Origin of the sequence: Kluyvera ascorbata, assembly GCF_023195735.1 — a bacterium.
Classification (GTDB): domain Bacteria; phylum Pseudomonadota; class Gammaproteobacteria; order Enterobacterales; family Enterobacteriaceae; genus Kluyvera; species Kluyvera ascorbata.
Genome location: NZ_CP096201.1, coordinates 1,817,791 through 1,835,173, shown reverse-complemented (window position 1 = coordinate 1,835,173; position 17,383 = coordinate 1,817,791). Strand labels below are relative to the sequence as shown.

The window sequence follows — 17,383 nt, the reverse complement described above, 5'->3', positions numbered from 1 at the left end:
AAACCTCTTTAAAACATAAAATAACCGTTGTAAAAAACTATCTCTTAAATAGATTCTTAAAATGTTCTACACATGCGGAATCTGAGTAATATTTTTTAAATAGCTCTCTTGTTGATGATTCTATAGTGCGAAGGTTTTTTAATTTTTTAATTGCTGAAACATATTCATCCAGACTGTTACAGCTGATTACATCTGGGCAAGACAGGGTCTGTTCGTAACCAATCAAAGTAAATGGAGAAGCAATAACTTTCTTATTATATCTTAATGCTTCGGCGATTTTAACTTTCATGCCTCCCCCTATCGAGATCGGTGATATTATTACATCAACATTCTGATAAAACTCTTGTAGTGACTCGATATAACCAGATGTTATAAGATTAGGCTTATTCAGTTTATGTGCATATGCATCAAAACCAGATCCAGCAACAGCAAACTGGACCTGATTATCATCGATAAATGCAGGTGCAATGTTTTGTGAAATATATTCTGCAGCTTCTATATTGGCGTAGAATGCAGTACCGATAAACCCAACGACAAACGGCTTTGTTAAAATATTAGGCTCGGTATAAAAAGACTCATCAGCAATCGGGTCATCTACAATACAAACGGGTACACAAAAGTCAGCTTTCCTCTGATAAAGCTCATAAAGTCGATTTGAATCAGTCTGGTGCAGTGCTATCAACACATCACTGTATTTGACTGCTTTTTTTTCCGCACGTGCAGTTGAGAATAAAGATGGTAGGAAATGGATTTTTCCACTCTTAAGGCGACCTTTTTCAAAATCGACTTCTGTATTATGAAAAAAAGTCACTATTCTGATAGTTGGGTATAGCTCTTTACACCATTCAGCTATGCTGCCGAGCAAGCTAGAATCAAGATAAAGGATTGTTGGTTCATACTCTTTCACAATCTCTTTGATCCTACTATAGATTCCAGTATTTAACCTACCAGCATATCCTCGAAAATTGTTTAAAGCAGTCTGGATTTTTGAATTCTTAGCTAGTAATTCCCAACTATATGTACCTTCTTTTCTTCTAACAATTGCAATTTCTTTTATTTGCAGATATTCAATAGCTTGTAATGCTTTTAAATTTGCTCGCGAAACAATGCTTCCACCATAATTAGAATTTTCCAGAGACATTGATATATATAACAATTTTTCCATTATTATCACTTATTCTTTATGAGTTTGATTTTAGATAGTTTACGACAATAAAAGGTAATAAAAATGAATATAGAACCTCCATGTTGACAGCTAATAAAATCGATAGCAGAGAATACCAAAGCACCACTCTCAACAATGTTTTTTGATAATAGCTGATATCAATAACTTGCACATCTCGGAACGAATTTCTAAAAATAATATAGTAGAAAATAATAGCTAAAAAACCACTGTGAATAACTGAAAAAAGAATCCCAGACTTTGCAGATAGATAATCCCCACTACTGACCATGTCATTAATTTCGGACATATTAAGTGGAAACGACACTAAGTTATTAGCCAGATTAGTTGCCATCTTTAATGGTTGAGCAAACCATACCGTATAGGTACCATACCCCTCGCCTAACGGAAAATAGAATAAACTACACAAGGCCCAAAGTGATGTAATCAATCGGGTGCTGACACTGGTGTATCTATCTATATCAACAATTAACGCAGGCATTACATTGTGAATAAAAATATATATTACTAAGCCAATGATAGGAATAAGTCCAATAAGTGATTTAAGTTTCTGCATTAATGTCATATTAAAATAGAAAACTAAAATACCACTAACCATTATCAACATCAGAGAAGCCTTGGAACCAATCAATATATTTCCAATAAGCAACAACCCCCAAAATAAATACCTGGCAGGGTTAAGGTTGCTTAGCATAATTGCAAGCAGCAAGAATATATTAAACGTAAAAGCGGCAATCGAAGGCTCTGGTGAAAGCAAACGTAAACGAGGACCAAAAATGTACCCGTCCATACTCAGATGGAAAGGTGATAATAGCTCAGGGGCAATGCTCTCAATTGCAATTACACAACTTAGAAGAACCGAGATTGAAATGATCGATTTTCTTAAAAAACTCCCGGATACTGTACGCATCACAAAGTTTGAACAATAAATAACTAAAAAATAAAAAAGATAATAAGACGAAGCAAATATATGCTTATTGAATACGGATACGCCGTATTGATTTAATGCTTCACCCTTAATAAAGAAATAATAAATGCACTGAATGATAGAAATGAGAAACGTCGCTATATAAAACGACAGAAAGTAACGACTATACTTATCTAAGTAGAGGCGAAATTGGCTTCTAGTAAGAATAAGCACGAAAATGACTATTGATACAGCCCACATTGGACTTGCGCCAAGGGTACCTAATGTATTCTGCGTAGATAGATCATTAAAGACCATCGACAGTAAGATGCATAGTAAACACAGTGACGAAAACCTATAACATTCTCTTGCCCGAGTGCTTATTAAACTACTATTTACGTCCATAAATAATCCCTCTTATATTTAATTATTTTTTATTAAAATAAATAAAGAGTTTATTTCGCACCGAATTATAAATTCTGTTTATTTTACCCTGATATATATCATTCACATCCAGATTGTTATTTATTGCATTATAAGTTAATAGCTTTTCATTGATAATAGCTTTTAATTTAAATAACAGCTGATTTCCAGATATTTTACCCGCATTATACCAACCGTTCTCATTAGTTGGGAATAACCAATTACTAAGATGCTGATTAAGATCATCTGAGAAGAATGGAATGTTCACCTTCTTATTTGTTAAATCATGTCCAATCTCAGAAAACGATTCTTCACTAATGGTCGACGTGCTATTTAATGGAAGTAATTTTATAATGTTTTCTCTACGCCCCAGAAAAACATAAGATGACATCCAGGCCGCAAATGGTACTTGATGTATCGCAAATATTTTCCCAGTACTATTTAATTCACCATAAACGCCCTTAAGGCTACAATGTTTAACAGCCCTGCGGTACAAAATCCTATCATAGATGGTAAAGAAACGATGATGGCAGAATGTATCGTTCATAAATATAACGATATCATCGTTATCTATTGTATTGCCCTGCTCAAGTAGCGAATAGCCTTCATCCCACGCAGAGAACTCGCCCGCGGTGTTGCTACCTTTGAGCCATTGGACGTTAGGCGCTGGTTCATTCTCAGGTAAAATTTTGCTACTATTATCAACGAAAACAATATTTAAATCAGTGTTTTTGAATATTGCAAATATTTCTTTTCTGACTTTTCCATAATAATGCGGATAGTATAGTGCAACTATAATATTAACTTTCATGGTTATCTTATTGCTTTTAATGAAATATTTAGTAATAACGCTGTTAGTATCAACATTTATGTAGGTTCAACTACACTTACTTGTCGATTCAACAGCCGCTGGTTAATAAACGTCAAAATAGCGCAATCCGCGATAACTCTAATACTCCAGGCAAAAGCAACTCCCGTCAATCCATAATGTTGTACAAAAAAGTAGAGCATGATGAAATAAGGTATAATCTCAACACAGTGCAGCAAAGCAGTAATTTTAGCTTTACCTGCTGATTGAATGGCCGCAAAAGGCACTTGTGCAAGGGCATTAAAAAGAAAACCTACCAATAAAATAATCAATATATTTTTTGAGTGAAGTGCATAATTTGCACCTAACCACAAATTTAATATATTCTCCGAAAATATTATGCCAATGATAACAACAGGAGCACAGACAGCAAACATCAACAACCAAGAGAGAGTAATACTCTTTTTTAATTCATCACGATGCTTAACACTGCTTAATTTTGGGAAGATGGCCCTTCCGACAGCAGCGGGGAAGATAGCTAATCTAGAAATAGCTTCCGACGGACCCGAATAAAACGCGACATGCTTCGCGCCTAACATATTCGAAATGATAAATCGGTCAAAATAGACCATAGCAGGACTAATAATATTACTGACAGTGATCCAACCACCGAAGAAAATAAGCCGCTTAAGTGTTTTTACATCTGGTTGCATGCCAGACTGCATGATTTCTTTACGAACTAGCACAAAGGCTATTAGTAGCGAAATAATCCGCGAAACAACTAATCCAGCAACTGCTGAAAGTAAGGTTCCATTATATATTACAAATAGCGCCGGCATTCCTGCGATAAAAGTACTGCTGAATGACTTCTGAATATTCACTACTTTGAATTTTTCATCCCCCTCCAGAATAGCTATCCACAATTGATTGAGTAAAAAAAGCGGAATGGAAAAGGCCAGCAATTTAAACGAGTTATTAATGTCGGAGAAATCAGTTGCTGATATATTCAGGAAGTGAACAATCGATGAGGAAAATATTAATACAATAAAACCACCCAGGATACTTAAGGTGAGTAGAAATAAAGTTGCGCTAGCTACTATTTTTTTTCTCTCATCCCAGTTGGTTCTATATATTGCAATCTCTCGAGTGATTGCTCTGGTTAATCCCATATCGAAGATACCGGCGTAACCTACGACAGCTATTGCAATGGTGTAAATGCCAAAGAGCTCAGGCCCGAGTTTTCTGGCCATATATCCTAGAGCAGGTATAGCAATTAATGATGGAATCACATAACCGATGAGATTCCAGATACTATTTTTTATTATGCTCATTCAAAAAGCTCATTTGCTGGTACCATACTCAGATATAGAGCTGCTTCATCCTTAGGAGATAATTTTAAATTGGCGTTAAAAGGTAATTGGATGTCGAGCTGTGGATCATCATACCTGATTGCACGTTCTGATAGAGGATGATAATAGTTGGTTGTTTTATAGACGAATTCAGCTGTCTCACTCAAGACCAGAAAACCATGTGCAAACCCCTCCGGTATCCATAGTTGACGATTATTGCTAGCTGAAAGATTGACACCAACCCATTGACCAAATGTGGCCGATGTTTTTCGAATATCAACAGCAATATCGAAAACTTCACCAGCAATACAACGAACTAATTTGCCCTGCGCGTGGGGATCTAATTGGTAGTGTAGACCTCGAAATACACCCTTGCTTGATTTTGAGTGATTATCCTGAACAAACTCGACCTGACGACCAATGGTATCTTCAAATATACGCTTGTTAAAACTTTCAAAAAAGAACCCGCGGTCATCACCAAATACCTTCGGTTCAAAAATCAGTACGTCGGGAATAACGGTTTCATTCACATTCATTACTTAATAACCCTGAATTATTTTCAACAGATACTGACCATAGGCATTTTTAGCAAGTGGCGTAGCCAATTTTTTAACCTGTGCGGCATCAATAAACCCTTTCCGAAAAGCAATTTCTTCCGGACAAGAAACTTTTAGCCCCTGACGCTCTTCAATGGTTTGGATAAAGTTACTAGCTTCGATTAGGCTCTGATGTGTGCCGGTATCGAGCCAAGCATAGCCACGGCCCATCATAGCGACAGAAAGATCACCCTGTTCCAGATAGAGACGATTGATATCTGTAATTTCCAGTTCACCGCGGTGCGATGGTTTTAGACTCTTGGCCATCTCCACTACACGATTATCATAGAAATAAAGCCCTGTTACCGCATAGTTGCTTTTTGGCTCCAGCGGTTTTTCTTCTAGCGATATCGCAGTGCCGCTACGGTCAAATTCGACAACACCATAACGTTTAGGATCGTTAACATGGTATGCAAAGACAGTTGAACCACTCTCTTTATTGACTGCGGTCTCTAGTTGCTTCGGTAAATCATGACCGTAGAAAATATTATCGCCAAGAACCAGTGCACAGTTGTCGTTACCAATAAACTCTTCGCCAATGATAAACGCCTGGGCTAAACCATCAGGGCTAGCTTGAACTTTATAGTGCAAGTTTAAACCCCATTGACTACCGTCACCCAATAATTGCTCAAAACGTGGTGTATCTTGAGGCGTACTGATAATCAAAATATCACGAATACCAGCAAGCATCAGTGTTGAAAGTGGGTAATAAATCATTGGCTTATCGTAAATGGGCAGCAGTTGCTTGCTCACGGCCATGGTAACCGGGTAGAGGCGCGTACCGGAACCTCCGGCCAGAATAATACCTTTGCGTGTTGTCATTATTTTCTCTATATACTGAATATGCCGCTTTCAGGCATTAGTCATGTCAATTCAAAATGTCGTTGTGGTAAACAACTCCGCCAGCATACGTTTAACACCTAGCTCCCAGTCAGGAAGAACTAAGTCAAATTGATGCTGAAACTTTTCAGTGTTTAGACGAGAATTTGTTGGTCTACGTGCTGGGGTAGGATAGGCAGAAGTCGCAACCGCGTTAACTCTCTCAATCGCCAGTTCAATGCCCGCTTTTTTTGCCTCAGCAAAAACTAACTTTGCATAGTCATGCCATGTGGTAGTGCCAGAAGCGACCAGATGGTATAACCCTGAAACCTCTGGATTTTGCTGTGCAACTCGAATGGCATGAGCAGTACAATCGGCCAGAAGTTCCGCACCGGTAGGAGCGCCATATTGATCATTAATTACCGATAGTTCAGCGCGTTCTTTAGCCAAACGCAGCATGGTCTTAGCAAAATTATTTCCCTTACTTGCATAAACCCAACTGGTGCGGAAAATTAGGTGCTTTTTACAGTTTTTCTGTATTGCCTTTTCCCCCGCCAGTTTAGTTTCACCGTATACATTAATCGGCGCAGCAATATCGGTTTCAAGCCACGGTTTTTCTCCCGAACCAGGAAAGACATAATCTGTCGAGTAATGGATTAGCCACGCCCCAAGCTTTTCTGCTTCAACAGCAATAGCTTCAACGCTTGTCGCGTTGAGAAGTTCGGCAAACTCACGCTCTGACTCAGCTTTATCAACCGCTGTATGTGCTGCAGCGTTAACAATTATATTCGGGCGCACTACACGAACCGTTTCTGCCACCCCCTCTGGATTACTAAAATCCCCACAGTAGACGGTTGATTTAACATCAACCGCGGTCACTGTACCGAGAGGTGCAAGTGCTCGCTGTAATTCCCAGCCTACCTGTCCAGTTTTACCAAACAGCAGAATATTCATTATTATCATTCTCCATAATTCTGCTCAACCCAGATTTTATAGTTACCGTTTTTATATTATCCACCCACATTGGGTTTTCAAGATACCAATGAACTATCATACGAATACTCAACCCAAAGGTCTCCTCGAGCTTCCATCTCAGTTCACGACTGATTTTGTTAACATCAATAGCATAACGGCGATCATATCCCCATCGGTCAGAACCGCACGTTACCAACTCACGGCATGAGGCAACTGTTTGCCCGATCTTATCAAGCAGGTCGTAAATATGTACCTGGCGATCACTATGTACCTAAGCAGTTGAATAAGGGGAACTTGGGGCGTAAGCCGTTTCTCGATGGATAGATGATGAAAACGAAAGATTTTTTCACTTCGTCATCCACCAATGACCAATATGTGCACGTAACCTTAGTAGCATCACAAATATCCACACGTTCAACGCTATGCACTCGCTATCTGTAACTTCCGCAAGTGATTACAAGTTACCCGCTCACTTCAATTTATCAACATTCGCAACAGAACCTTATGTATTTCTTATAAGGTTGATAATGACTGCAGCACCATTGAAACCAGGTCCGCTGATCACAAGTATTTTCACGTTTTAATTCCGAATATTGTAAGCAGAAGCCATTTCTTACTGGCAGTAAGATATAGTCATTCTGATATTTACGCATGCTACCGCCCCTGGCTCAGAAGCTACCAGTGCACTTGCTTAATATCTGAGATGTAGCCAGCCCGTCCGCTATTCCAAAGTAATCTGAAATTTAGTAACCAATTGTCTTACCAAATCTATCCAGAAACAAGTGAAAATCTAATGGGGTTTACGGTACTCCATACAGACCGAGCCGTCTTTATTCATTGTTTTTCAAATAAAAAACGACAGTAACATTCCATTGCGCGAAGCATAAATAGTGGGATGTTTACTGTCGCCTTCCTAATATTTTGTAACAATTTTCTAAAAATTAACTAGCCCAGTAGCTTCTCAATTCCTTTCCTAAACTTAGCCCCATCCTTCAGATTCCGTAACCCATACTGTACAAACGCCTGCATGTACCCCATCTTCTTCCCACAATCATAGCTCTCACCGGTCATCAGCATCGCGTCAACAGACTGCTTCTGAGCCAGTTCAGCAATAGCATCGGTCAGTTGAATACGTCCCCATGCACCCGGCACGGTCTTAGCAAGTTCAGCCCAGATATCAGCAGAAAGAACATAACGTCCTACGGCCATCAGGTCAGAATCCAGCGTTTGTGGTTGATCCGGTTTTTCGATGAAATCGATGATACGACTCACCTTACCTTCTACATCCAAAGGCTCTTTGGTCTTAATGACGGAGTACTCAGACAGATCGCCCGGCATACGTTTCGCCAACACCTGACTACGCCCGGTTTCATTGAAACGCGCCACCATTGCAGCAAGGTTATAACGCAGTGGGTCGGCGCTTGCGCTGTCCAGTACGATGTCTGGCAACACAACCACAAATGGGTTATCGCCAACGATCGGGTGTGCGCAAAGAATAGAGTGTCCCAGGCCCAGCGGCTGAGCCTGACGAACGTTCATAATGGTGACACCAGGAGGACAGATAGACTGAACTTCAGCCAGCAGCTGACGTTTAACACGTTGTTCCAGCAGCGCTTCCAGTTCGTACGAGGTGTCAAAGTGGTTTTCCACCGAGTTCTTCGAAGCGTGTGTCACCAGAACGATTTCTTTGATCCCTGCAGCAACCACCTCATCAACGATATACTGAACCATTGGTTTGTCGACGATCGGCAGCATCTCTTTAGGAATCGCTTTTGTGGCAGGGAGCATATTCATGCCCAGGCCCGCTACCGGAATGACTGCTTTCAAATTAACCATTATCTTGTCCACCTGTATTCGGTTGATGAATTATAGCGATTAAACATGTTTAATCCACTCTGTTTTCTCATAGTATCCCTTTGGGTTTAGAGAAATCTCTGGATATAGTCCGAGAATGAAGAGGAAATTGGCGTTTAGCGGCGTGGTAGAGAGAAATTAAGCCGTTCGGAATTGACAACATGTTGATCAATAAGGTCGATATCCACCGAGGGCTGCCCTTTTTCGTTGACGGCATTGATGTGTGCAAGCGACAGCAGCGTGTCCTGTTTAGCCATAAATTTTCCACGGATATCCTTGCGCAAATCGAAGTTTAGCGACAGAGCGGGCTCACGCGATGCCACCTGCATAACATTGATATTACGCATAAAAATATGCTGTGGCTTGTTGTGCAGCGCCAGCGAGGCGTAACGCAGATTCAGGTTGGTGATAGAGACGAAAGACTGGGCATTTCCTGAGGAGATCTGTATCCCCCGCAGGTTTGAACCTGCTTTCTCATTATTAAGCTGTATATTATTCAAACGGAAATTTTGCGGTATAGACAAATAGTTACCTTTGATAACACCATAGCCAATCAGCATTCCCGCGCTATTAACCATATCAACACCATCAATAACGAAATTATCACATCCGTAGATCGCCACGGTGGCGTTATCTATTCCCGCCTTCTTGCTGAATTCCGGCGTGATATTGCTGGCTTTGACGTTACGAATAATAAAATGTTTCCCATTCTCAACGTGCACCAGCTGACGGCAGTTGCTGCCGGTGATGTTAGCCACGACGAAGTTCTTCACCGCCTGGTCTTCCGGGTAGCCGTTATTATAGGTGCTACCCGCCAGCCCAATGCCAATCCCCCAGTTCACTTTGCCGTTGGTACAATCGATGTGGTCGATGACGTGGTCGGAAATGAGGATATTGCTGTCGTTAATCGCCACGTTCCACTCAATGGCATCGCCTTGCAAGTAGCTGAAATGACAGTGGGTAATGCTGACATCCTCCCACTGATTATGGTAGCCCTGTCGCAGGATGCCGTAGTTGGCTTTGGTGATGGTGAGGCGGGTGATAGTCAGGTTCTTCATCTGGCGTTTGTCTTTTCCACCGATAAAGATCTGTGCCACCGGGCCATAGCCGCTGAGGGTCAGCCCTTCAATCGTACTGTCACTACCGCGAACATCGAGCGTGACGTTATAGAGGCTGGCCTCACCGCTGCCGCTAACCTTACATCCCTCTTGCAGGATAAACCGCCCGCGCCCGTTGCCTTTCAAGGCGCCAGCAACCGCCAGCGTTTTGCCAGGCGGCAGCGTGATGGCAGCATTAATATTGTCGCAAACGACGCCGGCAGGAACGGAGACCGTATCACCATGACTGAAAGCTTCGTTGAAAGCGCGGATCCAGTCGCCATCACGGTAGTAGTCGCGAATATCAACGGTGGCGGGTTGCCCCGCTGCGCGTGCGGAAACGGCGGGCAGTAATGGCAGGACTGCAAGCGTTGCGCCTGCCGTCAGAAAGTGTCGTCGAGTCAAAGTACGCATGGCACCTCCTCAGCAAAGCGTGTGCAGCAGGTTAGCAAGCTGTCGGTTGATAACCTGCTGATTAAAATCAGTTTCTACTTTAGCGCGCGCGCGTTGAAGCACGGGCTGAAGGCTCCGTTCATCCATCCGCCCGACGAACTCGAGTTTCTCGGCCAGCGCCTGCGCGTCATTTTCAGCCACCAGCCAGCCAGAATCACCGGAGGCAATCAGCTCGGGAATTCCGCTGTGTACGGTAGAAAGCACCGGAATGCCTACCGCCATCGCCTCCATCAGCGCCACCGGGATACCCTCCATGTCACCATCAGCGCCGGTGATGGACGGCAGCAAGAACACGTCGGCGTCATCGAGCATCGCTTTCACCTCATGGCTGGGTTTAAATCCCGGCATCTCCACGCGGTCTTCCAGTTGATACTGCTCGATCAGTGTACGTAAACGGCGCTCCCAGGGGCCAATGCCGAGAATGCGATAGCGAAAATTAACGCCCTGCTCTTTGAGCTGACGGCAGGCTTCAATCGCCACGTGCAGCCCCTTTTTCTCGGTCAGTCGGGCGACGGAAATAATCTGTAAGCAGGCATCTGGCGCTTTTAACGGGCGCAGCGAAAATCGGTCCATATTCACGCCCATGCGTGAGACGGTAATTTTATCCGCCGGGCAGCCCATTGCCTGTAGGCGTTCCGCCCATAGTTGGCTGATGGGCAGCATCATGTCACCGCGGCGGAACAGCTGCTGATACTCACCGGTATAGTGGTTCAGTACTTCCCGGCTGGAGATATCAATGCCGTGGAAAACAGTAGCAATCTTGCCTGATATAACGCCCAGCTCGCGCAGCTTCGCCGCCGTCACGCCCGCAGGGCCAAAGTGCGCGATGAAGATGTCGGCGGTGATTGCCTGCGGCGTGCGGCTGCAAATCGAGGAGAGGATCAGATTACGCGCCTCCTGCCCGTATCGCCGGGTATTCAACGCCCGCCAGACGGCGGGACGATGCAGGCCGCGCAACGTGCTGAAGGCACGGTAGCGCAGCTTTTCCAGCGTGCTGGCGGGTTCATCCTGCAGCCAGCGGACCTTCTCCGCCAGCCGGTACTGGGTGTAGGCAGCATGGGTGTTAGTAAGGTCGCCCTTTTGCAGCGCGACAATCTCCACCTCATAGCCCATCTCAATAAACGCCACAATCTGGTTCAGGACGAAGGTCTCTGACGATAACGGGAATTTCAGCAGAAAGAAGCTGACTTTCATCGGCCCTCCCGGATGCGGCTAAGCACCGATTCGATCATGGTGAAGCCCTTCTGGCGTTCTCCTTCTACTGCGGCGGCAACGCGCTCACCCAGCGCCGGAAGCTGATTAAGGATATCGCCCACGACGCTCTGCATCGAACCATCCAACAGGTGGCGAATGTCGATAGCCATCTCCGGCATCCCCAATTGCTGCATGATGCCTGCGGACTTGTGCTCGTAGTTAATGGCAATCGCCGGGGTGCCAAAGTTCATGGAGATAATCGCCGAATGCAGACGTGTGCCGATGGTCAGCTCGCAGGAGGCGAGGATCTTGCCAATCTCCACGTCGTTCAGTTCATCCATGGCGATATGGAAATGCTCGCGGTTTTCCACAAACTGCGCCATACGCAGCGCGACCATGCGGTCATCGCGGTTATAACGGTCGATACTGGTACAGGTTGAGAGCGCCAGCACCTGATAACCGTCAGCAATCATGCGATTCACCACCTCGGCAAAGGCTTTTTCGTACGCCTGCTGGGTGGTGCCAAGGCGTTTATCGAACGGCTCCAGCTCGCGCAGGGTAATCGCCACGGTTTTGCGCTGTGCGGTCAGGTTCAGCCAGTGCTGCACCGCGTAGCTCGGTTCAAAGCTGTCGTTACGGTGCTCAACCAGCCAGGCGGTGTCCACCCCCTGCTCCACTTTCGAGGTATCAATCTCCGCTTTCGCCATCAGCTCGCGGCTCACCGTCTCACGCAGGATCAGCGCATTGGTGCGGCCAAAGGTGTAATTCGCTAGCTGGTTAAAGTCCGGATTCTGGAACGGCCCTACGCTGTGGCCAATCATGTAGATCGGCTTATTGGCCATAAAAGCGCACAGCGGGTATTCAAAGTGGGTCAAGCCGTAAAGATCGACGTAGTTCGAGCCGCCAACCTGGATAATCGCATCGTAATTGCCGAGAAAGCGCACAAACTCATGGAACTCCGGCGCAATTTCAAAGTTACGCAGTTTGCCCTCGCCGGTCACCTTTGCCAGCAGGATCTTGTGCTGGAAGCGGCGGCGCAGCACTTTCTTCACGCGCCCGCTCATGCCCCCGACCGCCTGCTGCTTCTGGCTCAGCTGATACAGCGGATCGGCGATAATCTCACGCCCCTGCAACCAGGAAGAACTGACAGGGAAACGGCTCATCACGTCCATTTCAACGTCCGGCTGTTGGCGGACGATGGCATCGAGCAGCCCGCGCATAATGGCGCTATCGCCGCGGTTGCCGCAGGTGTGATTTCCCAAAATTAATAATTTCATCATGGCCTCATCAAAGGGGTTTCAAGCAAATCAATTAGGGACGCGTAGCAGCGTCTTCAGTTTCTGGCTCCGACAGAGCGGTTTTTTAAGTTCAATCAGCAGGCTATTGCGCGACAGCACAATCACCAGCGCAAAGCTGAGCACGCCAACCAGCACCTGTAACGCCAGCAGCATCGGCAGCGACACGCTGTCCGCCAGCAGTCGGCCGACCGCATAGCTGGTGATAAGCGTTGGTAGTGAAAGCCGGAACGGCAGCCACAGGCTCAGCAGGTAGTCACGGTAGCCCGGCCCCAGCACCGGTTTTATCATCACGAAGTAGCTGAGAATGGTGTTGATGATTTGCACCAGCAGGAAGCCGAGCGTGACGCCAATCGCGCCGCCCATCTCTCCGCCGACAATCACCGCAGGAATAAACAGAAAGGTTTTAAACACGTTGAATTTAAAGCTGATATCTACTCGCGCTTTGGCCATCAGCAGCGAGCCAATCGGGTTACCCACCGAGCGCAGAAGCCCCACCACGCACAGCAATTGCAGGATAGGTACGATGTGCATCCACTTCTCGCCAAACACCAGCGGTACAAAGTTATTGCTCACCACCATCAGCCCCAGCAGCGCCGGGAAGTTGATAATCCCCACCACCGACAGCAGCTTGTAGAAGTTCACCCGCAGTTTGTCGTTATCGTCCTGAATTTTGGCAAACGCCGGGAACAGCACGCGGGTGATGATCGGGTTGAGCTTCATTGGTGGCACCACCGCCACGTTATAGGCCAGGTTGTAGCCACCCGCCACGCTCGCCCCGAGAATGCGTGCGAGCGTCAGGGTAGAGAGATTGGTGTTGATATAGTTAACGATGCTGTCCGCCGTTAGCCACGCGCCAAAACGCAGGTTGGGCATCACGGTAGCTAGCGAAAAATGCAGACCCGGACGGTAAATTTTGCGGCCAAAGTAGCCGAACAGCAGCGTACGCACCGCGCTGTTCACCAGATAACCGAGAATGGCTGTCATCGCCAGCGGCCAGAAGCAGGCGCTCACCACCGTAAAGGTGAAGCCCGACAGCACGGCGGCGGTCTCAATGGAACCAATCTTGTTGAACTCCAGCTCCTTTTGCATCAGCGCGCGGAACTGCTGGCCGTGGGGAATCACCACGAACGCCAGCGACAAGGTTTTAATCAGCGGCGCTAAGTCCGGATTGTTAAGCAGATTGGCGATGGTATCGCTCAGCAGATAGACCGCCGCAAAGACCACCACTCCGAGGCCCACATTCAGCCAGTAGAGCGTGGTCAGCTCCAGGTGGCTGATTGCTTTACGCTGGATAATCGAGTTGGCAATGCCGAAATCCGACAGCGTGTCCGCCAGCGCGATTATCACCAGCGACACGGTCAGCAGACCAAACTGATGGCCGTCAAACAGCCGCGCCAGCACGGTCATCTGCGCCAGCCCGAGGCCAATAATCACCACCGTTGCCATCGCCGACCATTTCGCGCCGTTAATGGTTTTTTCTCGTAAGCCCATGTTACGTCCTCAATAGGCTGCTTTATTGACGAAGCCTTTAAACACCGTCAGGAAAACAATTTTGATATCGAGCCACAGGCTCCACTCGCGGATGTATTCGAGGTCGAACTCCACGCGTTTTTCCATTTTTTCCAGGGTGTCGGTCTCGCCGCGCCAGCCGTTGATCTGCGCCCAGCCGGTAATACCGGGCTTCACTTTGTGGCGCAGCATGTAGCCCTCAATCAACTGACGATACTGTTCGTTGTGCGCCACCGCGTGCGGACGCGGGCCGACGATAGACATTCCGCCGGTAAGAACGTTGATAAACTGCGGCAGTTCATCGAGAGAAGTACGGCGCAGGAAGTTGCCCACGCGGGTCACGCGCGGGTCGTTCTGCGTCGCCTGTGTCACCACTTTGTCGTTCTCCATCACCTTCATGGAGCGGAATTTCCACACCTTGATAGGTTTGCCGTCCATGCCATAGCGGGTCTGGCGGAAGATGATTGGCCCCGGCGAACTCAGCTTCACCGCCAGCGCGATACAGCACAGCGCCGGTGAGATAAGCAGCAGAATGCCGCTGGCCAGCACGATATCCTCCAGCCGTTTCAGGATGCGGTTCACGCCAGAGAGCGGCGTGTCGTACAGCGGGACAACGGGAATACCGTTCACCACTTCGACGCGGGAATGCAGAATGTTGAAGGTGAAGACGTCAGGGATCAGCAGCACGGTGCAGGTGGTGTCCGCTAAGTCGCGCACCAGATTTTTAATCTGGATTTCGTCCTGCATCGCCATGGAGATATAGACGTTGTGGATTTTGCCGTTACGCGCATCGTCCAGCAGCTGTTCAAAGTTGCCCATCCAGTCAGTGTTAACGCCGCCTGGTTTCGCATCGTGATAGCAGCCGACTACCGCATAGCCGAGCCATGGCTGATTACGGAAGCTTTCCAGCAGCGCCTGCCCTTCCGGCATATCACCGGCCACCGCCACATAGCGGGTGTTATAACCACGATGGCGCAACACACCCGCGCCGTAGCGGATGAACGCCCGGCTCGCCAGCATGCCGATGGTGCTCAGCAGATACCAGGCCAGCCACATGGAGAAGTTGGTATTAAAGTCGTCGTTAAACGCCAGCAGCCCAGCGGTAAAGACTAAGCTCAACGTCCAGTTTTGCAGCAGCAGTAGCAGCTCAGTGGTAATACGGACGCCGCGCCATGAACGATAAAAATCAGTGATCCCACCAATCATCTGGAATACCACCAGCGTGACCAGTGCCATCAACAGATGCAGGTACAAAAACGGCAACGCGACCGCCTGACACACCAGCCACAGCCCACCTATCATGATGGTGATATCTGAAAAACGTTGCACCATGGAGATTAACGATGCATTCGTTTTGGCTCGTTCGCGCTTTTTTAGAGTCGTCATCGTCGGTCCTATTTCGTCGTTTTCCCCTCGCCCCGACCCTCTCCCCAAAGGGGCGAGAGAAAACCGGGTACGTCCTCTCTTCGAGAGGACGAGGGGCAGTTGTTACTGATTAAGCAGCGCCAGAATGTCCTGCGTTCGCGCCTGCATCAGCGGCGTATTGCCGCGAGACTCTACGTTCAGACGCACCACCGGCTCGGTATTTGACGAACGCAGGTTGAAGCGCCAGTCGGCAAACGCCAGGCTGATGCCATCCGTGCGGTCAATTTCCAGCGCGCTGCTGGCGAAATGTGCTTCCACGCGGGCAATCGCTTCCGATGGCGCTTTCAGCTGGCTATTGATTTCGCCGCTTGCCGGGAACGCCGCCATACGGTCGTGCACCAGTTGCCCCAGCGTTTTACCCTTCAGGCACAGCAACTCGCTCACCAGCAGCCACGGGATCATGCCGCTGTCGCAGTAGGCAAAATCGCGGAAGTAGTGGTGGGCGCTCATCTCGCCGCCGTATACCGCGTCGTCCTTACGCATGCGCTCTTTGATAAACGCGTGGCCGGTTTTCGACATCACCGGCGTGCCGCCTGCGGCGGTCACCACGTCAACGGTGTTCCAGGACAGACGCGGGTCGTGAATAATGCGCGCGCCCGGATTTTTCTCGAGGAAGGCTTCCGCCAGCAGGCCGACGATGTAGTAGCCCTCGATAAACTGCCCTTGCTCGTCGAACAGGAAGCAGCGGTCGAAGTCGCCGTCAAAGGCGATGCCCATATCAGCGCCGTACTTCAGCACCGCATCGCGGGTGTCATCGCGACACTCCGGCAGCAGCGGGTTAGGAATACCGTGCGGGAAGTTACCGTCCGGGTCGTTGTGTACCTTAATCAGGCTGACCGGCACGTTCAGCGCTTTAAAGCGGGCTTCCAGCGCGTCAACCACCGGGCCAGCCGCACCGTTACCGGAGTTGATAACCAGCTTAAGCGGCGTGAGATTTTTTACGTCGATATAGCCAAGCAGATGGTCAACGTAGGCATCGCGCAGGTTAATCTGCTGATAGCTACCGCGTTTAGCCTCATCAACCGGCGGGAAGAAGTTCTCTTCCGCCAGGCGCTGAATATCGCGAAGCCCGGTGTCGCCGCTGATAGGGCGCGCGCCTTCGCGTACCAGCTTCATGCCGTTGTAGTCCATCGGGTTGTGGCTGGCGGTCACTTCAATCCCGCCGTCCACGCCTAAATGGAAGGTGGCGAAATAGATCTCTTCGGTACCGGCAAGGCCGATATCCAGCACGTCCACGCCCGCATCGCGCAGACCGCGCGCCAGCGCTAATTTCAGCGCTTCGCTGGTCAGGCGAACATCCCCGCCCAGTACCACGGTTTTGGGTTTCAGGTACTCGCCATAGGCGCGGCCAATGCGGCAGGCAATCTCTTCGTTGAGCTCTTCGCCCAGCTTGCCGCGGATGTCGTAGGCTTTAAAACAGGTCAGTTTTTTCATGTTTTTACCTTTCTTCAGGCAGCAGTTAGCCCTGACCGGTGAGGGTCATTATTTTCGTA

General features: G+C 47.6%; 14 protein-coding genes. All 14 read right to left on the bottom strand.

The genetic code is table 11. From position 1 onward, the window contains the following. Positions 1-37: 37 nt before the first annotated feature. The 14 genes from MY052_RS08590 to cpsG all read right to left on the bottom strand — a co-directional run bounded on the left by MY052_RS08590 (position 38) and on the right by cpsG (position 17,324). Positions 38-1,165, bottom strand: coding sequence for a glycosyltransferase (locus MY052_RS08590; protein ID WP_248538569.1), 1,128 nt, complete (start codon positions 1,163-1,165; stop codon positions 38-40). A gap of 16 nt (positions 1,166-1,181) precedes the next feature. Continuing rightward, positions 1,182-2,096: a hypothetical protein gene (locus MY052_RS08585; protein WP_248538567.1), complete on the bottom strand. Its 915-nt coding sequence runs from the start codon at positions 2,094-2,096 to the stop codon at positions 1,182-1,184. A gap of 421 nt (positions 2,097-2,517) precedes the next feature. Beyond that, entirely contained in the window at positions 2,518-3,324 is an 807-nt protein-coding gene (locus tag MY052_RS08580; protein WP_202217646.1) for a hypothetical protein, read from the bottom strand. Positions 3,325-3,380: 56 nt separating this feature from the next. Continuing rightward, a complete protein-coding gene (locus MY052_RS08575; RefSeq protein ID WP_248538566.1) occupies positions 3,381-4,652 on the bottom strand; it encodes a flippase in 1,272 nt (423 codons plus the stop codon). After that, on the bottom strand, positions 4,649-5,206 hold the full coding sequence (gene rfbC / locus MY052_RS08570; RefSeq protein WP_202217644.1) for a dTDP-4-dehydrorhamnose 3,5-epimerase: 558 nt from the start codon (positions 5,204-5,206) through the stop codon (positions 4,649-4,651). Before rfbC ends, MY052_RS08575 begins: the two co-directional genes overlap by 4 nt. Before the next feature lie 3 nt (positions 5,207-5,209). Beyond that, positions 5,210-6,088 (bottom strand): glucose-1-phosphate thymidylyltransferase RfbA, encoded by an 879-nt coding sequence (gene rfbA / locus MY052_RS08565; RefSeq protein ID WP_202217643.1) that lies wholly within the window; start codon positions 6,086-6,088, stop codon positions 5,210-5,212. 51 nt (positions 6,089-6,139) lie between these two features. Next, positions 6,140-7,039, bottom strand: coding sequence for a dTDP-4-dehydrorhamnose reductase (gene rfbD / locus MY052_RS08560; RefSeq protein ID WP_248538565.1), 900 nt, complete (start codon positions 7,037-7,039; stop codon positions 6,140-6,142). 966 nt (positions 7,040-8,005) lie between these two features. Next, the gene (gene galF / locus MY052_RS08555) at positions 8,006-8,896 is read right to left on the bottom strand and encodes a UTP--glucose-1-phosphate uridylyltransferase GalF (protein ID WP_202217641.1); all 891 of its coding nucleotides are present in this window, start codon (positions 8,894-8,896) and stop codon (positions 8,006-8,008) included. A 134-nt stretch (positions 8,897-9,030) separates the two neighbouring features. Then, positions 9,031-10,425, bottom strand: coding sequence for a colanic acid biosynthesis protein WcaM (wcaM, locus tag MY052_RS08550; protein ID WP_248538564.1), 1,395 nt, complete (start codon positions 10,423-10,425; stop codon positions 9,031-9,033). A gap of 9 nt (positions 10,426-10,434) precedes the next feature. Beyond that, positions 10,435-11,658 (bottom strand): colanic acid biosynthesis glycosyltransferase WcaL, encoded by a 1,224-nt coding sequence (gene wcaL / locus MY052_RS08545; protein WP_248538563.1) that lies wholly within the window; start codon positions 11,656-11,658, stop codon positions 10,435-10,437. Beyond that, complete coding sequence (gene wcaK / locus MY052_RS08540; protein ID WP_248538562.1) at positions 11,655-12,935, bottom strand: colanic acid biosynthesis pyruvyl transferase WcaK; 1,281 nt, start codon at positions 12,933-12,935, stop codon at positions 11,655-11,657. Before wcaK ends, wcaL begins: the two co-directional genes overlap by 4 nt. Positions 12,936-12,965: 30 nt before the next feature. After that, on the bottom strand, positions 12,966-14,447 hold the full coding sequence (locus tag MY052_RS08535) for an MOP flippase family protein (RefSeq protein ID WP_248538561.1): 1,482 nt from the start codon (positions 14,445-14,447) through the stop codon (positions 12,966-12,968). 9 nt (positions 14,448-14,456) lie between these two features. Beyond that, on the bottom strand, positions 14,457-15,851 hold the full coding sequence (wcaJ, locus tag MY052_RS08530) for an undecaprenyl-phosphate glucose phosphotransferase (RefSeq protein ID WP_248538560.1): 1,395 nt from the start codon (positions 15,849-15,851) through the stop codon (positions 14,457-14,459). A gap of 102 nt (positions 15,852-15,953) precedes the next feature. Continuing rightward, on the bottom strand, positions 15,954-17,324 hold the full coding sequence (gene cpsG / locus MY052_RS08525; protein ID WP_115073892.1) for a colanic acid biosynthesis phosphomannomutase CpsG: 1,371 nt from the start codon (positions 17,322-17,324) through the stop codon (positions 15,954-15,956). Between the last annotated feature and the right edge of the window lie 59 nt (positions 17,325-17,383).